The organism is Microbacterium sp. K36 (genome assembly GCF_004794355.1).
GTDB lineage: Bacteria > Actinomycetota > Actinomycetes > Actinomycetales > Microbacteriaceae > Microbacterium > Microbacterium paraoxydans_D.
Window position 1 is genome coordinate 39,427 of record NZ_SSDN01000079.1, and the last position, 17,819, is coordinate 57,245.

Annotated in this window: 11 protein-coding genes and 1 pseudogene; 5 read left to right on the forward strand and 7 right to left on the reverse strand. The window is 71.9% G+C overall.

What is annotated here, in order from left to right:
* Window positions 1-2: 2 nt before the first annotated feature.
* Both DW296_RS09475 and DW296_RS09480 read right to left on the reverse strand, forming a co-directional pair.
* Complete coding sequence (locus DW296_RS09475; RefSeq protein ID WP_168429007.1) at window positions 3-1,436, reverse strand: sigma-70 family RNA polymerase sigma factor; 1,434 nt, start codon at window positions 1,434-1,436, stop codon at window positions 3-5.
* A 118-nt stretch (window positions 1,437-1,554) separates the two neighbouring features.
* Entirely contained in the window at window positions 1,555-3,132 is a 1,578-nt protein-coding gene (locus DW296_RS09480; RefSeq protein ID WP_136052025.1) for a DUF5979 domain-containing protein, read from the reverse strand.
* A gap of 526 nt (window positions 3,133-3,658) precedes the next feature.
* On the opposite strand from DW296_RS09480, the gene DW296_RS09485 reads away from it, so the two are divergent.
* The 4 genes from DW296_RS09485 to DW296_RS09500 all read left to right on the forward strand — a co-directional run bounded on the left by DW296_RS09485 (window position 3,659) and on the right by DW296_RS09500 (window position 7,922).
* Window positions 3,659-4,396: an SGNH/GDSL hydrolase family protein gene (locus DW296_RS09485; RefSeq protein WP_136052026.1), complete on the forward strand. Its 738-nt coding sequence runs from the start codon at window positions 3,659-3,661 to the stop codon at window positions 4,394-4,396.
* A 97-nt stretch (window positions 4,397-4,493) separates the two neighbouring features.
* Window positions 4,494-5,234 (forward strand): Type 1 glutamine amidotransferase-like domain-containing protein, encoded by a 741-nt coding sequence (locus DW296_RS09490; RefSeq protein ID WP_025104161.1) that lies wholly within the window; start codon window positions 4,494-4,496, stop codon window positions 5,232-5,234.
* Entirely contained in the window at window positions 5,231-6,586 is a 1,356-nt protein-coding gene (locus DW296_RS09495; RefSeq protein WP_136052027.1) for an anaerobic C4-dicarboxylate transporter family protein, read from the forward strand. Before DW296_RS09490 ends, DW296_RS09495 begins: the two co-directional genes overlap by 4 nt.
* 1 nt (window position 6,587) lies before the next feature.
* Window positions 6,588-7,922: a threonine/serine ThrE exporter family protein gene (locus DW296_RS09500; protein ID WP_136052028.1), complete on the forward strand. Its 1,335-nt coding sequence runs from the start codon at window positions 6,588-6,590 to the stop codon at window positions 7,920-7,922.
* Here DW296_RS09500 and DW296_RS09505 read toward each other — a convergent pair.
* From DW296_RS09505 to DW296_RS09520, 4 genes and pseudogenes are all read right to left on the reverse strand, one after another.
* Window positions 7,919-8,077: pseudogene (locus DW296_RS09505) on the reverse strand (type II toxin-antitoxin system RelE family toxin); the annotation flags it as partial. The gene DW296_RS09500 and the pseudogene DW296_RS09505 overlap by 4 nt on opposite strands.
* A gap of 24 nt (window positions 8,078-8,101) precedes the next feature.
* Entirely contained in the window at window positions 8,102-8,695 is a 594-nt protein-coding gene (locus DW296_RS09510) for a DUF305 domain-containing protein (protein WP_136052029.1), read from the reverse strand.
* Window positions 8,696-8,761: 66 nt separating this feature from the next.
* Complete coding sequence (locus tag DW296_RS09515) at window positions 8,762-9,151, reverse strand: DUF6153 family protein (protein ID WP_136052030.1); 390 nt, start codon at window positions 9,149-9,151, stop codon at window positions 8,762-8,764.
* Between the two features lie 44 nt (window positions 9,152-9,195).
* The gene (locus DW296_RS09520; protein ID WP_168429008.1) at window positions 9,196-9,750 is read right to left on the reverse strand and encodes an ECF transporter S component; all 555 of its coding nucleotides are present in this window, start codon (window positions 9,748-9,750) and stop codon (window positions 9,196-9,198) included.
* Window positions 9,751-9,861: 111 nt separating this feature from the next.
* Between DW296_RS09520 and DW296_RS09525 the strand changes: the two genes are divergently transcribed.
* Window positions 9,862-12,360, forward strand: a complete 2,499-nt coding sequence (locus tag DW296_RS09525) for a helix-turn-helix transcriptional regulator (RefSeq protein WP_136052032.1) — start codon at window positions 9,862-9,864, stop codon at window positions 12,358-12,360.
* Window positions 12,361-12,410: 50 nt separating this feature from the next.
* Here the strand turns inward: DW296_RS09525 and DW296_RS09530 are convergent, their stop codons facing one another.
* Complete coding sequence (locus tag DW296_RS09530) at window positions 12,411-17,531, reverse strand: DUF7927 domain-containing protein (RefSeq protein WP_240743051.1); 5,121 nt, start codon at window positions 17,529-17,531, stop codon at window positions 12,411-12,413.
* Between the last annotated feature and the right edge of the window lie 288 nt (window positions 17,532-17,819).

The window sequence follows — 17,819 nt, forward strand, 5'->3', positions numbered from 1 at the left end:
AATCAATCCACGATGACCACCTCAGCCGTCGCGGCCCCGGAGACTCCGGCGATGTTGGACTGCGCGAAGCTCAATGTCACCGCGGTCCCCGCCGGGACCGGGTAGGCGTCGACCTCGAAGCTCGCCTGCCACCGTTCGTTCGCCGCGCAGGTGCCCGCCGCGAGCGTGGCGCCGTATGCGGACACCGTCAGGTCGGCGCCCGCCTCGCAGGCCACGGTGACAGACAGGAGCTTGGTGCGTGAGACCTGGCCCGGGACGGAGATGAGGACCGGCGGGCTCGGCACGGTCGCCTCGGGAACCGGGTCCGGCGCCGGCTCCGGATCCGGATCCGCCGGAGGCTCCGCCGGGGCCGGCTGCTCGGATTCCACCGGAGGCTTCGTCGTCTCGACGGGCGTCGCCACCGGGGCAGGGGCCGCCGAGGGCGATGCCGTCGGGGTGGGCACGCTCCACGTCACGACCTGACTGGCCGCGGGGGTCGCGACCACCGCGGTGCCGCCCACGACCGTGGCGACGACGGTCGCCGCCAGAGTCGTCGCGGCGACCGCGGTCACGATGGCGACGGTGGCCTTCGCCGCTGCGATGCCGGCGACCGGAGCAGCGATCGCCGGCGGCAGCGGTGCGGCGCTGGCGGAGAGTCCCGCCGAGGTCAACGACTGCCAGATCTGGGCGCCCGCCCCCACGGCGATGCCGGCGGGGAACAGGACCGACAACATGCGCGAACTGGCATGACGGGCTTCGTCGGCCTTCGCGCGGCAGTCGGCGCACTCGTCGAGGTGGGCGTGCACGCGGGCGGTGTCTCGAGGGGTGAGTCGCTGGCGGGCGTGCGCGCCCAGCTTCCCCATCGTCCACTGGCACTCTCGCGATGCCGGCGGACGGGCGGCGACGTGCGCGGTGATCCAGGCCTGCCGGAGCCCCTCTCTGGCGCGGAAGGCGAGGACCGCGGCGGCGCGCTCGCTGATGTCGAGGCGCTTGCCGATCTCGTGCATCGACAGGTGCTCGACCTCGCCGAACCACAGCACGTCCTGCCAGCGTTCGGGCAGGGCCAGGATGGCCTGGGAGACGAGGGAGGCGTCGAAGTCGGCGTCCGCTGCGGCATCGGTGCTGTTCGGATCCTCCACCGCCTCGATGTACTCGATCGGCACTTCGCGACGAGCACGGCCCCAGCTGATGGCGAGGTTGCGCATGGTGGCGAACAGGTAGGGCTTGAACGCGGCCGTCGGACCCTTCCCTGCCTGGATCGCCTGGTAGATGCGGGTGAACGACTCCGCGACGAGGTCGTCGGCATCGGCCGACCACCAGTAGCTGCGCGCCACAGCCGCAGCCGCGGGCGCAAACCGCTCCCACAGTTCCGCATAGGCCTGCTCGTCCCCCCCGCGAACACGGCCCAGCAGATCGGCATCGCGTTCTCTCTCTTCGTCTCTGCGTTCGTCGCTCATGGTGTTCCCTTCCCCCCAGGGCATCTGTCGGCGAGGTGACGGACCTCGCCCGTGCGTTCTCGCGCCGACGCGGGGTGCGGCCGACAGACGTCGGCAGCACCCCGCACGGCGCGTGCGATCAGTGGTTCCCGCGGCGTGCGCGTCGCGCGGCCGCCAGTGCACCCCCCATCCCCAGCAGCAGCACCCCGGCGACCAGACCCGTGATCGCGATCTCCCCACCGGTCGAGGCCAGCGACGTGCCCGGAGTTCCCGGCGTGGTCGGGGTGCCGGGCGTCGTCGGCGGCGTGGTCGGCGTCGTCGGCGGCGTGGTCGGCGTCGGCGGCGGCGTGGTCGGCGTCGTCGGCGGCACGACGGACACCGGGTTCTGCACGCTCACGGCGACGGTCTCGTCCCCTACGGTGAACCGCTCCGGGCTGATCGTCGGAGTGCCCCAGGCGATGCCGGCCACCGACTGGGGCGCGCGCTCGCGGACCGTGACCTCCGCACCGAACGGCAGCGCCGGGCTCGTCACCGGCGATCCCGCCTCGAGCGTGAGCACCCCGGAGCCCGCCGGGAAGCCCCGGCCCGCCGGATACGCGTACTCCAGCACGTACCGGGTCTCGGCAGGGATCTGCTCGGTCGCGGCCGCCTCACCGGCGAGGGTCTTCAGCGCCGTGAACCGCCCGACCCGCGTGCCGTTCCCCGTCCCCGAGCCCCCGTGGCGGGTGACCTCCGATGTGACCGTCGACGAGGTCTCGGTGCCGACCCGGATCTCGGCGGCGTTGCGGTAGCTGCCGGCCGCGCCGTCGTCGGTCACGCGCGAGAGATAGTGCACGTTGTAGAAGGCCCCCTCGCGGGCGGTGAAGGTCACGGTGGTGCCGTCCGCGGAGACGGTGTAATCGGAGGCCGGGGCCTCGGTGATCGGCCCCGGCACGACCAGGCCGCTGGGAAGCGTCTCCAGGCCGGTCGCCACCCAGAGCGACGGGTAGCGCTCGCCGGCGGCGGATTCGCGCAGGAGTTCCTGATCCGGACCGATGACGTCGGTGACGACGACCTCTTGACCCGCGACCATGCCCTTCGCTCCCGCACCGACGGCGACGTCCCAGGCGATGGTGTCGGAGGAGTTCTGATACTCCCCGCTCTTGAAGTTGGTCCGACCGCGGAAGTCGCAGTCCGTCGAGCACGCGAAGGGGTCCGGTTTCACGTCCACGGCGGCCGTGACGTCGCCGAAGTCGTAGGTGACCGTGGTGGTCTCTGTCACCTCGGTGGTCACCGTCGCCCAGAAGGAGAAGCCACCGGAGAGACCGACGGGGTGCTCCTGCAGGTAGGTGCTGTCGATGTCGCAGACGAGCTGGGTGGCGGTCGTCACGCAGCTCCCCGCCTCCTGGCCATCGTCGTCGAGCAGCGGGAACGCGTCCGGCAGCCCGCGGAGACCCTCCGGAAGATCGACGACGAACCCGGCCGGTGCCACGGGGTCGTCCGGCAGGGACCACGTGCCGGTGAGCTCGGCCTTGGTACCACTCGCGACGGCCTTCTCCGTGAAGGCGAGCGACGACACCGTCGCGCTGGTCGTGTACGGCGGTGCCGCCGTCGCGACGACGGGGGCGAGCAGGGCTCCGACGATTCCTCCGACGATCACGGCGAGGGCGGCGACGCGGCGGGCGACGCGGCTCCTCCGCCCCGAGCGGGGACGGACGGGTGGCGAATGGGTCAGCATGTGTTCCTCCGGTGACAGCCGCGCGCACGCGACGTGGGCACGGTCGAAGATGAGACACGGCGAAGCCCGGCGTACTACGCGGGCTCCGCAGGATTGCGGAACTCGACGACGCTCGCCGCGCGCGTCTCCACGCCGCACGGAGCGGCGCACCCTTGCTCGCGGCGATGCCGCGAGCTCTCCCCCGGCCCGCAAGGTTCCCCTCCCTCGAACAGGCCGCGAACGACGGTACCCCTCCTGCGGCGGATCGCAGGTGTTCGCAGCCGCGCGTATATCGGCGTTCCGGAATGGGTCAACGGAGCGCCCCCGAGACCGGGGATGTGCGGCGGGCCGGGGGAGCAGCCCGCCGCACGAGGGACTCGATTTCTCCACATCGTCGGGTTGGGGATTCGACGATGTCCTGGGCCGCGGATCCCGTCCGCGCTCACGTGCCCAGCCTCGCCCCTCGGGAAACAGGACGGGAACGATGCCGGCGCATTACGCCACCCCGTCAGGAAGCAGGTCGCAGGCGACGGATAAGCTCTGAGGCGTGCCGATCGCCCCTTCCGCCTCCCCCGCCACCGCCTCCGACGACCTGGGCCGCCTCGCCGCCGCCCTCCGCGACCCCGCACCGTTGAACTGGATCATCACCGGCGACTCGATCACCCATGGCCTGGTGCACACCCAGGGCGGGCGCAGCTACCCGGAGCACCTCCACGAGCTGATCAGGGGCGAGCTCGAGCGCGTCCGCGACATCGTCCTCAACACCGCGATCAGCGGCAACCGGATCGTCGACATCCTCGACGACTGGGAGCGTCGGGTCGCCGGCTGGCAGCCGGACGTGGTCACCCTCATGGTCGGCACCAACGACGCCTCGGACGGCGGGCCGCGACCGGTCATCTCGCCGGACGACTACGCCGCCTCCCTGCACGACTTCGTGCGCCGGGTGCGCGGGCTCGGCGCCATCCCGGTGCTCCAGACGCCGCCCGCCATCGACGTCCGCAATGCGCCGGAGCGGGCGCGGATCGCCGACTTCGCCGAGGCCGTCCGCCGGGTCGCTTCCGCGGAGGACGTGATCCTCGTCGACCAGCACGCCCACTTCGCGGAGCTGGGCGGCGGCGGCGTGCCGTGGGGCCTCATGAACGACCCGTTCCACCCCAGCGCGGTCGGACACGCCGCCCTCGCTCTGGAGCTCGCCCGCGTGCTCGGCATCGCGCCGGAGGGTCCGCGCGCCCGCACGACCGCCCTCCTGGAAGGCATGGTGGGCACGGCCCGCGTCTCCGGCTGAGACGCCCGGATTCACCCGGCCGGGGTGACCGCTCTGGACGGCGGTCACGACGCGACGCTAGGTTGAGCGCATTCACATCCGACAGTGAGGTGGGGGCATGTCGCACGTCGTCGCAACCGGGGCCGGCAAGGCCATGATGGAACGTCGGAACGATCCGACGCACGAGTACATCCTGAAGCTCACCGGCAAGGAGCGGCCTCGAGTCCTCTTCGTCGGCACCGCCACGGGCGACGACACCGCCTACATCGTGAGCTTCTACTCCACGTACGACTCCGACAGATGCGCGCCGCATCACCTGCCGCTGTTCCACCGCGCGGTCGACGACCTCGCCGGCTTCGTGAAGGGCTTCGACGTCATCCATGTCGGCGGCGGCAACACCGCCAACATGCTCGACGTCTGGAAGCGTCAGGGCCTCGATGAGATCATGCGCGAGATGTGGGAGGACCCCTCGTCGAACGTCGTGTTCACGGGAGGCAGCGCGGGCGGCATCTGCTGGTTCGAGGGCGGCACGACCGACAGCTACGGGCCCACGCTGCAGGTGCTCCCGGAGGGCCTGGGCTTCCTGCACGGCAGCTTCTGCCCGCACTACGACGCGGAGGACCAGCGCCGGCCCCTCTTCCACGCCTCGCTCCTCAGCGGTGAGCTGTCCACCGGCTATGCGGTGGGCAACCTCCAGTCGCTGCACTTCGAGAACGGCGAGTTCGTCACCGCGGTCAGCCCGGTCGAGAACCCGCTGGCGCTGAAGGTCGAGGCGGTCGACGGGGCGATCGTCGAGACCGAGCTGCCGGTGGAGGTCCTCACCGGATCGGCGCCGATCGTGAAGGGGCCGTCGTCGTGAACGACAGCGTCTGGATCCTCGTCGCCGAGCTCATCGTCGTCGTCCTGGCGATCTTCATGGGCACCCGCACGAGCGGGATCGGCCTGGGCGTGTGGGGCCTCGTCGGCGTCGCGGTGCTCGTGTTCGTGTTCGGGGAAGCCCCCGGCAACGCCCCGGTCGACGCCGTGTTCATCGTCATCACGGTCATCACCGCGGCCTCGACCATGCAGGCCGCTGGCGGTATCGACTGGATGGTGTCGGTGGCCGCCAAGGTCATCCGCAAACGCCCGAAGTCCGTCGTGTTCCTCGCGCCGGCGATGTCGTTCCTCTTCACGGTCGGCGCGGGCACCGGCAACATCTTCTATCCGCTCCTGCCGGTGATCTACGACGTCTCGTACCAGCAGAAGATCCGGCCGGAGCGGGCGCTGTCGGTCTCGGCCGTCGCCTCGCAGGTCGGCATCCTGTGCTCTCCGGTCTCCGCGGCCACCGCATCGATGGTCGTGCTGCTCGCACCGCAGGGCGTCGATCTCGGCGGGCTGCTCCTCATCATGTGGCCAGCCTCGATCGCGGGCTTGCTCGTCGCCGCGCTGGTCATGATGCGCCACGGCAAGGACCTCGAGGACGACCCGGAGTACCAGAAGCGCCTGGCGGAGGGACAGATCAAGCCGCCCGTGGTCGACGCTCACGAGAACAAGCTCCCGGCGACCGCCGTGCTCTCGGCCTCGCTGTTCCTCGCCGGCGTCGCGGTGATCGTCTTCTTCGGCCTGTTCGAGAACCTCCGTCCGATCATCGGCACCGATGACGACGGCGATCCGCTGCGCCTGAGCGTCACCGTGATCATCGAGGTCGTCATGGGCATCATCGCCGCGCTGATCTTCGTGTTCTGCAAGGTGAAGGCCGCGGACGTGCCGAAGCAGTCCACCTTCCCCGCCGGCATCGTCGGCGCCATCGCCCTGTTCGGCATCGCCTGGCTCGCCAACACGTTCGTCGCCGCGAACCAGACCCTCATCGTCGACGGGCTGGGCTCGGTCGTCTCCGGCTCGTCCGCCTTCCTCGGAGCCCTGCTGTTCGCGCTGGCGCTCTTCGCGGTCGCCATGCTCACGACCAGCCAATCGAGCGCCACGAACGCGATCGTCCCGATCGGCATCACGATCGGGCTGCCCGCCTCTCTGCTGGTGGGACTGTGGCCGGCGGCGATGGGCATCTACACGCTGCCCGCCAACGGCAGCCAGGTGGCCACGGTCGCGTTCGACCAGACCGGGACGACGAAGATGGGCAAGTTCGTCTTCGACCACTCGTTCCAGCTGCCGAACCTCGTCTACGTCGGCACGGCCATCGTCGTCGGGGTGGCGCTGTCGTTCCTGTTCTGGTGACATGACCGACGTCGTCGACCGTTCGGCGCTGCGGCAGTTCCTGCTGGGGTTGGCGCAGGGCATGAACGCGTCGGCGGAGTCCGTCGACCGCATCCGGGACACGATCGCCGAGGTCGCCACGGCGTCGGGCGGCGACGGCGCCGACTTCGTCGTCCTGCCGACCATCATCATCGTGGAGACGGGGGACGCGGAGGAGCAGCGGGTCGCGTTCCGCTCGGCCACGAATGCCTCGTTCCGCTTCGACCAGATCGCCGCGCTGTACGACCTCATCGCACAGGCGAAGACCGGCGAGGTCGACCCGCTCGACGGCATCCGACGGCTCAACGAGATCGGCGCGATGCGTCCGCGCCTCGGCTGGTTCACACGGACGCTCGGCCATGCCATCCTCACGACCGGCCTGGCCCTCCTGCTCGCACCGACCTGGCAGGGGGCCCTCGTCGCCTTCGTGCTGGGATTCGGGATCGGTCTGCTCAAGCTCGTGCGCTCTCCCACGCTGCAGCTCGTCATGCCCATCGCCGCGGCGTTCGTGTGCGCGGCTGCGGTGTTCCTCCTCGCGGAGGTCATCGAGATCGGCGACCCGATCCGCCTGCTGATCGCCCCGCTGGTCACCTTCCTCCCCGGCGGTGTGCTGACCACGGCGACGGTCGAGCTCGCAGCGGGACAGATGATCTCCGGCGCGTCCCGCCTCATCTACGGGTTCGTGCAGCTCGCGCTCCTCGCCTTCGGCATCCTCGCCGCGGGCGCAGTGGTAGGCGTCTCGAGCGATTCGTACGAGGCCCTCGACGCCTCCTCGTCGTACCTGCCCTGGTGGGTGCCGCTGCTCGGCATCCTCGTGTTCGCACTCGGCAACTACCTGCACTTCTCCTCCCCGCCGTCCACGTTCGGGTGGGTGCTGCTCGCCCTGGTCGTCGCGTACCTCGGCCAGTGGGCGGGAACGGAGTTCATCGACCCGGCGGTCGGCGGGTTCCTCGGTGCGGTCGCCGTGACGCCGGTCGTGTTCTGGATCGCCGGGCTCCGCCACGGAGCCCCCTCGCAGCTCACGTTCCTCCCGGCGTTCTGGCTGCTGGTACCCGGAGCCGCCGGACTCGTGGGGCTCACCGAGGCGGTCGCGACCGACAACGGCCTCGCGGACTTCACCGCGGCCCTCGTCTCCGTCATGTCGATCGCGCTCGGAGTGCTCATCGGCACGGCGCTCTACCGCGTCGTGCACCATGGCGCGGAGGAGTTCGTCCAGTTCGCCGTCGCCCCGCCGCCCGCGGAGGACGAGGAGCCCGCGCCGACGCTGTGGCACCGCCTGTCTGCCCCGCTGCGACGCCTGCGCCGCCCCCGTCGCTAGCGGTAGACCTCGCGACGGTGGCCGGCGTGCACGACGACGACCGTCAGGATCCCGTCCTCGATCCGGTAGAGCACCCGGTAGTCCCCGTAGTGCGAAACGTACAGAGCAGCGCGGACAGGACAGGTGGCAGAAGGGCGTCGGGCCCCGCGCCGCGGAGGCGACGCGGGGCCCGGTCCGGGTCAGAGCGTGGCGAGGATCTCCTTCATCTCCGCGATCTCGGCGGTCTGCGCATCGACGATGTCCTGCGCGAGGGCGACGGCGTCGGCGTTCTCGCCGTCCGCCACCTCCGCCTCGGCCATCGCGACCGCGCCCTCGTGGTGCGCGATCATCTGCTCCAGGAACAGCCGGGACGCCTCCGGGCCTGCGGCGGCCTCCAGCGCGGCGAGGTCGTCGTCGCTCATCATGCCGTCGCCGTGGTCCATCGCGGCCGGGTCACCGGCCTCGGCACCCCAGTCGTCGAGCCAGCCTTGCATCTTCTCGATCTCCGGGCCCTGAGCGGCCTTGATACGTTCCGCGAGGTCGGCGACCCGGGGGTCGACGTCGTCCTTCGCGAGCACGATGTCGGACATATCGACGGCCTGCTCGTGGTGGACGATCATCATGGATGCGAACATCGCGTCTGCCTCGTTCGCTCCGGTCAGCGGGGCGTCCGAGGTGGAGTGATCCATGCCGGAATGGTCGGCCGGCCCGGCAGGTGCGGTCGAGGCGCACCCGGCGAGGGCGAGGGTTCCGGCCAGCACGAGGGCAGCGGCGGCAGTGGTTCGATTCGTCATTTCTCTCTCATCTCTGTCTGTCGGAAGGGCGTCCGCGGACGCGGAGCCCGGGCGCATCGGCGCCGATCAGGTCCGACTGATGCAGAGGACGTGGAGTGAGGGAGGGCGAAGCGGAGCGGCGGCCGCGTCCACGGACGAGCGGAGAGCGCGCAGCAGAGGTCCGGCCAGGGCAATGCGTGAGGGACGGAGCAGCAGGAGCAGCCCGCCGAGCAGCGCGAGGACGCAGGCCGCGCCGCCATCGCCCGCGGGATCCGCGGGCGCGATCGCCGTCTCGGCGCCACCTGCGGCGTGCGCCGACGACACCGACGGGTGCTCGGGGGCCGAGACGCCTGCCATCGCGTGGGCTCCGGCCGTGCCGTGCGTGTCGAGCGCGTGCATGCCGAGGAGCCCGAGCACGACGCCGCCCACGAGGACGACGGCGAGCAACGCCCCCTGGAGCACGCGACGACCGACCATGCGCTCATAGTACCCCGTAGGGGTATGCCGATCAGTATGCCGGCTCAGCGGGCCACGCCGGCGCGACGCAGCAGACGACGCACCGCGAGGATGACACCGGCCACTGCGAGCTCGCCGACCACCCGTCCCGACAGCGTGCCGATGAGCACCGGTGGAACGAGGTGCTCCGGGGAGAAGACGGGGAGGGCGACGACGAAGAGCACGACGCCGGTCACGGCACCGGCGAGCAGGACGCGACCAGGGCGGACCACCGCGCCGCGCCGGAACGGCAGCGCCAGGTCGAGGACCACGCCGCCGAGGACGAGCGGCACGACGCCGAGCAGCCCGATGGGCGACACCGCGACCGTCAGCACCCCGGTCACGAAGGCGGCCAGTGTCGCCATGCCAGGGACCCGGGTGACGACACGGGCCAGGAAGGGCAGTGCGGTGTGCACGGCCGCGACCAGGGCATACGCGGGAGGGGAGGCGGCGGCGAGCACGCTCGTGATCGGCACGACGGCCAGGAAGACGAGGGCCTGGACCGCGCCGAGCGCGGCGCTCACGAGGAGGGCGCTGGTGGGCACGCGGCGGGAGGACACGGGGACTGTCGGACCACTCACCCCTCCGAGCCTAGAACCGCGGGCGGGTTGGATATCGTAGGGGTGGGGATGCGTACCTGGGGAGGGACGATGCCGGCTTTCGGCGCGCAAGGGGACAAGAGGTTGCCGCGGGTGTCCGCGCACGTCATCGGACGTCCGCGGGTGAACGCCGCGCTGGACGAGGGAGCTCCGCTCACACTGCTGCGCGGAGCCGCGGGCTCCGGGAAGACCACCGCCCTCGTGGGCTGGGCCTTCACCTCCCCCGACCGCGTCGTGTGGCTCACGGCCACGCCCGCCCTGGCGACGAGCGCGGCCCTCGCCGCCGCCCTGCTGCGGGTTCTGCACGGCGCGGGCGACGCCGTCGGCGGCCGTCATCCTGCCTCGGAAACGGGGGAAGGGTGGCCAGCCGTCGCCCAGTACCTGTGCGATCACGAGGAGCCTCTCGTCCTCGTGCTCGACGACGCCGCCGCGCTCGACCGGGATGCGGTCTTCGACCTGTGCCGCACGGTCGCCGTCCCCCCGCACGTCCGCCTGGTCGTGGCCACGAACCGCCCCAGCCCCTTCGACAGCGACGGCATCGGCCTCGTGATCGACACCGCGCTGATCTCTCCGGAGGACCTCGCTTTCGACGCGGACGAGATCCGCGGCGCGCTCGACGTCGATGAGGACACCGCCCTCGCCGTGCGGGAGGCGACCGAGGGGTTCGCGGCGGTCATCCGTGCCGTCGCCCTCCGCGGCCGTGTCCCCGACGGCACGACGATCGTCGAGGTCGCGACCGCGGCGGTCGACGACTACCTCCGCAGCCGCATGGAGGAGGGCACGTTCGGTGCCGGCGTCCTCGAGGGCCTGATCCGGATCAGTATCACGGACACGGTCGATCTGCCGTTGGCGCAGGCTCTCAGCAGTGATCCGGACATCGGCGCCGCCCTCGACGAGGCCGAAGCGTTCGGCTTCGGGCGGTGGTCGACGGAATCCGGGCGCCGGACCTTCACGATCGCCGCGCCGGCTCGCGCCCTTCTGCGCCGCGACCTCCTGGAGCGCTTCCCGGCCGAGATCCGCCTGCTCCGACGCCTCGCGATCGAGGGTGCGCTGCGGCGCGACGCCCCCTTCGAGGGGCTCCGCCTGGCGATGGAGGAGGACGACCTCCACCTCGCCGCCCACGTCATCATGTCGGGCTGGAGCCACCTTCTGGATCACGACGGTCGCCGGGTCGTGGCGCTGCTGGGCGACCTGCCCCTCGCTCGGCTCAAGCAGGAGCCGCTGGTGGCGATGCTGCTGGGCATCTGCCTCAACGCCAACCGACTCCGACGGGTGCGCGGCCTGCAGCTGCTGCGGATGGCGATCTCCGCCGCGAACGCCCGGCGGAGCGCCCTCTCGCCGACGGAGCGCCTGTTCATCTGGACCGCGGAGAGCGCGGCGCTGCGGGTGGTCGGGATGCCCGAGCGGGCCGGGCAGGTCGCGGCCCGCGCGCTCGCGCTGTACACGGAGACCTCGGAGTCGCAGTGGCAGCAGTACGCGATCGAGATGCCGCTGCTGTGCACGCACCTGGGGATCTCGCTGTACTACGGCGGTCGCCGGGAGCAGGCCCTCCGCCTCTTCGCTGAGGCCGCCGCCCTCGCCGCGTCCCAGGGCACGGGCAACGCCTTCCACGCCGTGAGCCTGCTCAGCGGGATCCACGCCCTCAACGGCGACCTCCCGGAGGCGCGGCACTACGTCGAGATCATCCGGGACGGCTCGTGGGACCCCGCGCTGCTGGACGGGTACCGCGGCACGTTCTACCGCGTCGCGGAGGCGATGCTCGCGGTCGAGGAGGGCGACCTCGCTGCGGCCAAGCAGCACGTGCGCGCCTTCCTGCCGCACCGGGCGACGAGCGAGCACTGGACGACGATGGCGGCGGTGGAAGCATGGATCGCGCTGCACGACGGCGATGCCGCCGGCGGGCTGGAGCGCCTGGAGTCGTTCGCCCGGATGCGCGGGCGCGAGGCCGGATCGACGTCGGCCCGCCAGACGCTGAGCCGCCCCCGGATCCTGCTGCACCTCGCCCTCGGCGACGTCCGTGCCGCGCGCGGCGTCAAGCAGCGCGACGCCGGGACGGACCGGTTCGGCACCCTTCTGGAACGCGCCAGGATCGCTCTGATCGACGGTCGCGCTCCGGATGCGGTGCGACTGCTCGCCGCGACGCGCCTCGAACCGACGACCTCGCGCGAGCGCGCCGAGGCCGCCGCGGTGCAGAGCGCCGCCCTCCACCGGGTCAGCCCCGCCGCCGCGCAGGCCGTGACCGAGACCTTGCACGCCCAGCTCGCCGATCGAGGCCTGCGCACTCCGCCGGCCCTGCTCGGCGCCGAGGACTTCGCCGCCGTCCGGGCCGACCTCGCCCCGGTGGGCGACCCGCCGCTGCCCACCCGCTCGGCGTTGCCGTCGTTCGCCGCCCGCCCGAGGCTCTCCTCGCGGGAGCAGGTGGTGCTGCACGCGCTCACGACGGGGGCGCCGCTGCCCGAGATCGCCGCGGAGCTGCGGGTCTCGCCGAACACCCTGAAGACGCAGCTCCGCAGCATCTACCGCAAGCTCGACGCGGCCAACCGCACCGAGGCCCTCGAGCAGGCCGCCCGGCACGGCCTCCTCCCGGGATGACGAAGGCCCCGCCCGTCGGAGACGACGGGCGGGGCCTTCTGCGGGAACCGCTAGCTCTGCATGCGGCGTCGGCGCACCAGCAGCAGCACCGCACCGCCGATCAGCAGGGCGATCGCGAGCCCGAGGATCCACGGGGCCAGCTGTCCGCCGGTGAGGGCGAGCGGCGTCAGCACCCGGTTCTCGGTCGTGCTCGTCGGCGGGGTGATCGTCTCCCCGCCAGGAGGCGTGGCCGTGGCGGTCGCCACGTTCCGCAGCGTCGCCCCCGCCGCGTCGGCGTGCACGGTCACCGCGTAGGTGATCACGACACGCTCCCCTTCGGCGAGGCTGCCCGTCCAGTGCAGCGTCGTGCCGTCGATGATCGGCGCGGCCACCGCACGGTCCCCCACCGTGGCGGTCGCCGTGCCGCGGAGGTCGGCATGCCGCAGCACTCCGGCCAGGTCGTCCGTGACGACGACCTCGTCCAGACCCGTCTCGCCGGTGTTGGTGCCGGTGAGCGTGTAGGTCACGACGCTGCCCGTCGCGACGGCGGAGCCGGACGCGGGGTCGGACGACTTGACGAAGGTGAAGCCGGGGGTCCCGACGGGGTTCTCCGTCGTCACCGGCGGCGGGGTCAGCTCGGCGCCGCCGGGAGGCGTGGCCGTGCCCTCGACGGTGTTCGCGATGATCGCACCGCCGGCATCGCCGTGCACGGTCACCGAGTAGGTGATCGTGACGCGCTGGCCGACCGCGAGGTCACCGGCCCAGGTGAGCTCGTCGCCCGCGACGACGGGCTCAGGCGCGGTGCCGTCGCTCAAGGTCGCCGTCGCGTCGCCGTTGTACGCGGCGTGGGCGAGCACGCCCGACAGGTCGTCGACGATGCGGACCGGAGCCAGAGCCGTCTCCCCCGTGTTCACGCCGGTCACCGTGTAGGTGACGACGCTGCCCGGGTCGACCCGGGTGCCGGACGCGGGATCGGCGAACTTGCGCAGCTCGAAGCCGGGCTTGTTCACGGGATTCTCGGTCGTCGCCGGCGGCGTCTCGATCGGCGGCACCCCACCCGGCGGGGTCGCCGAGCCGGAGACCGTGTTCTCGAGGACGGCGCCTCCCGCATCCGCGCGCACGGTCACCGAGTACGTGATCGTGACGCTCTCGCCGACCTGCAGCGCCCCCGTCCACGACAGCCGGTCCGCGGCCACCGTCGGCGCGGTCGTCGCCGTGCCGCCGATCGTCGCCGTCGCGTCGTCGTTGAAGTCCGCGTGCGCCAGGACACCGGAGAGGTCGTCGTCGATGGTGACGGGGTCGAGGGCCGTCTCCCCCGTGTTCACGCCGGTCAACGTGTAGGTGAGGACGCTACCCGGGTCGACCGCCGTGCCCGCAGCCGGGTCGACGCTCTTCGAGACGGAGAATCCGGGCTCGTTGACCGGGTTGGTCGTGACGCCGGGCGGCGGGGTGATCGTCGATCCTCCCGGCGGGGTCGCCGTCGCGGACGCCGCGTTCTCGATCACGGTTCCGACGCCCTCGGCGCTCACGGTCACGGAGTAGGTGACGGTCACGGTCTGGCCGACCGCGAGCACCCCCGTCCACGACAGCTCCGTGCCGTCCAGGGTCGCGGCACCCGTAGCGGCACCCGCGATGCTCGCCACAGCGTCCGCGTTGAACGTCGCGTACGGCAGCACACCCGACAGGTCGTCGGTGATCGTCACCGGGTCGAGCACCGTCTGGCCCGTGTTGACCGCGGTCAGCGTGTAGGTGAGCACGTCACCGGGGTCGACAGCGGTACCGGCGGCGGGGTTGACGGTCTTGGTGAACGCGAAGCCGGGCTCGTTCACGGGGTGCTCCGTGCTCGACGGCGGCGGCGTGATCGGCGTGCCGGGAGTCGTGGGGCTCTCGGGGTCGCTCGGGTCGGCGGGGATCAGCGGGGTCGCCTCTCCGGTCGCCGTGTTCGCGATGGTCTCGCCGCCGGCGGTGGCGTCGACGGTCACCGAGTAGGTGATCACGACGTCCTGGCCGGGGCGCAGCACGCCGTTCCACGAGAGGGCGCCGTCGGCCACGCGGACGTCGCCGCGGGTGGCGGACACGTCGTCGTTGTAGGACGCGTGGGCCAGCGCCGCGCGCAGGTCGTCGCCGATCTCGACCGGGTCGAGGACGGTGTCGCCCGTGTTGCGGCCGGTCACGGTGTAGGTGATCACGCTGCCGGGGTCGACGCGCGTGCCCGTCGCCGGGTCGGCCGTCTTGGTGACGGTGAACCCGGGGGTCGCGACGGGGTGCTCCGTCGTCGCCGGCGGGGTCTCGACCGGGGTTCCCGGCGTGGTCGGGCTCTCCGGGTCGGTCGGGTCGGTCGGGATCAGCGGGGTGCCCTCACCGGACACCGTGTTGCGGAGCAGCACGCCGGTCGCATCCTCGTCCACGGTCACCGTGTAGGTGATGTCGACGCTCTCGCCGGGAGCGAGCGTCCCGGTCCAGGTGAGGGTGGTGCCGGAGAGCGCGACGGATCCGGACGAGGCCTTCGCGTCGCCGCCGTACTCCGCGTTCGCGAGGACGGCCGAGAGGTCGTCGACGATCGTCGCGGGGTCGAGGACCGTGTTGCCGGTGTTGACGCCCGAGACCGTGTAGGTGAGGGTGTCGCCCGCGCGGACGGCGGTGCCGGAGGCCGGGTCGGCCGACTTCGAGACCTCGAAGCCCGTGTCGACGACGGGGTGCTCCGTCTCCGCCGCGGGCGGGACGATCGGGGTCCCCGGGGTCTTCGCTCCGGAGGGGTCGGCGGGGTCGGTCGGGATCTGCGGCGTGGCCGATCCGGTGACGACGTTGTGCAGCAGGGCCTTCTCGACACCCGCATCCACCGTCACCGTGTAGCGGATCGTGACAGATTCTCCGCGCGGGATGGCCCCGGTCCAGGTGAGGGTGGCGTCGGCGACCCGCACGGAGCCGCGGTCGGCCGTGACGTCGTCGTTGTAGCCGGCGGAGCCGAGCACGCCGGACAGGTCGTCGACGATCTCCGCGGGATCGAGGTCGGTGTCGCCCGTGTTGGTCCCGGTGATCGTGTAGGTGATCGTGTCACCGGCGGACACGGCCGTGCCGGAGGCGGGGTCGGCCGACTTCGAGATCGTGAAGCCGGAGCCGATCACGGGGTGCTCGGTGGTGACCGTCGGCGGGACGATCGGCTCACCGGGAACCTGCGGCCCGGTCGGGTCGCCCGGGTTCGGGGTGGTCGGGGTGCCCGATCCGGTCACGCTGTTGCGAAGGATCTCGCCGGAGGTGTCGTCGCCCACGGTCACCGAGTACGTGATCGTCGCGGTCTGTCCGGGCTGGAGCGTTCCGGTCCAGGCGAGGTCGTTCCCGGTCAGGGTCGCACCGCCCGTGGTCACGGTCGTGCCGCCGACCGCGGTCGTGATGTCGTCGTTGAACGCGGCGTTCGCGAGCACGCCGGAGAGGTCGTCGGTGACGGTCACCGGGTCGAGGACGGTCGCGCCGGTGTTCGTGCCGGTGACGGTGTACTCGATGGTCTGTCCCGGCTCCACCACGGTGCCTGCGGCGGGATCGGAGGTCTTCGCGACCTCGAAGCCGGCGACCGGGTGCTCGGTGGTGACGGCCGGAGGGGTCGTCGGGGGCAGGCCCCCGGGTGGGGTGCCGGATGCGGTGACGCGGTTGGCGATGCGCTCGCCCTCCACGCCCTCGTCGACGACGACGGAGTAGGTGATCGTGAGCACCTGCCCGGGCTCGAGGGCGCCGGTCCAGGCCAGGTCGTCGCCCGTGACGGTGGCGGCGCCGGACGACACCGGGTCACCGTCGATCGCCGTCGCCACGTCGCCCTGGTACTCGGCGAACGCGAGCACACCCGACAGGTCGTCGGTCACGGTGACCGGGTCGAGGCGGGTGTTGCCGGTGTTCTCGGCCTGCACCGTGTAGGTCAGTCGCTGGCCGGCCTGCACCGCAGTGCCGTCGGCGGGGTCGGAGGTCTTGCGGAGCGCGAGGTCCGGCGCGAGGCGCACGTTCGTGTACGTGCACGTGACGTCGGTGCCGAGCGGCCCGGCCGGCTGGGTGACCTGTCCGTCGGCGGAGACGGCCACCGGGGTGGTCGAACCGTCCGCGTTCACCTGCCGGCAGACGAGGGAGGCGTCGTACTTCGTGAGGTCGGTCGAGCCCGCCGCCGACTCGGACAGCCGGAAGGTGTCGCCCTGGTTCGTGAAGACGGGGCCGGCGTAGTCCGGCTGCAGACCGGAGCGGTCGCCTCGGGTGACGGCGTCGGTTCGCGCGACCTGGTAGCCGACCGGCGACTGCACGCGGAGCCCGAACTGGTCGGTCCCGGCGTGACGGCCTTCGGGGAGGTCCTTCTTCAGCGTCAGCGTGTTCGGGAACGTGCAGCTCGCCATATCGGTGGGCGAGAAGGTGCCGAGCTGGGTCGTGTTGACCGTCTGCCCGCGCGGCAGGTCGACCTCGATGATGCGGTTGCCACCGCCGGAGACCGAGACGAAGATGTGGCCGAGGTTGCCGAACGCGATGCCGTTGCCCTGCACCCCGGCGCCCATGTCGTGCACCTGCTTGGCGTCGATCGTCGCGGTGCTCGGTTCGAGCGTGGCCGGGAGGTCGGAGGAGTAGATGAAGTTGTCGGCGACGAGCACGAGCTGACCGGAGGCGCTGAAGGCCATGTCGCCGTTGGCGCCGAACGCGCTGCTGCCCGCGGTCGGACGCAGCGTGCCGACCTGCGTGTAGGTCTGCGGCGTGACGTCCTCGTTCCACGCGTAGAGGTTGATGGCGCCGTTCACCGTGCCGCTGGCGAAGTAGTAGACGCCGGTCACGGGGTGCACGGCGCCGCGCAGCACCGAGGAGTTCAGCGTGAACGTCGTCCGCGCGGTCGTGTCGGTGACACGGTCGTGCTTGGCCAGCGTCTTGGTACCGGCGGCATTGGTGACCGTGTAGGCGTACCGCCCGTTCGACGAGAGGCCGAGGGCGTTGTTGGAGTGGTTCGCGCCGAGGTTGATGGAGCCGAGCGTGCCGCCGTCGCCGGGGGCGCCGCCCTGCTCGTTCACGGCGAACTCGCGCACCTCGGTGGCGCTCTGCACGTACACCGCTCCGGGCGTGCAGAGGAACGGCTCCGCTGCGGCGGCCGGTGCGGCGGTCAGCGTCCCGCCGATCACGACCATCGACGACGCGACGAGCGCCGTGCTCACGGCTCCGCCGATCAGCTTCCTCATTCGGCCCCGCCGGCGGCTGCGCCGCTCCAGCGGAAGACCCTCGGACGTGCGGTCCTCGCGGGCAACACGGAATCCCATGACTGCTCTCCCCATTCATCGCGTTCCGGCACGCATCCGCGCACACGGAAGCCCCCGCCCCCTCAGGCGACCGCCGAGCACCCTTCGGGCAGGGTGGACTCGGTCCGGGCCTCCGCCAGCCTGCCCGGCCGCCACGGAACCCCCCGGACACCCCCGGGGAATTCACCCCTCCTTTTCACCCCTTCCCCCCTCCCCCTCTCCCCTCTCCCC

What these genes read in the sequence shown, in the direction of transcription:
- DW296_RS09530 (WP_240743051.1), bottom strand. Translation starts at nt 17,531, where the DNA reads ATGAGGAAGCTGATCGGCGGAGCCGTGAGCACGGCGCTCGTCGCGTCG.
- DW296_RS09500 (WP_136052028.1), top strand. Translation starts at nt 6,588, where the DNA reads ATGACCGACGTCGTCGACCGTTCGGCGCTGCGGCAGTTCCTGCTGGGG.
- DW296_RS09510 (WP_136052029.1), bottom strand. Translation starts at nt 8,695, where the DNA reads ATGACGAATCGAACCACTGCCGCCGCTGCCCTCGTGCTGGCCGGAACC.
- DW296_RS09480 (WP_136052025.1), bottom strand. Translation starts at nt 3,132, where the DNA reads ATGCTGACCCATTCGCCACCCGTCCGTCCCCGCTCGGGGCGGAGGAGC.
- DW296_RS09490 (WP_025104161.1), top strand. Translation starts at nt 4,494, where the DNA reads ATGTCGCACGTCGTCGCAACCGGGGCCGGCAAGGCCATGATGGAACGT.
- DW296_RS09515 (WP_136052030.1), bottom strand. Translation starts at nt 9,151, where the DNA reads ATGGTCGGTCGTCGCGTGCTCCAGGGGGCGTTGCTCGCCGTCGTCCTC.
- DW296_RS09475 (WP_168429007.1), bottom strand. Translation starts at nt 1,436, where the DNA reads ATGAGCGACGAACGCAGAGACGAAGAGAGAGAACGCGATGCCGATCTG.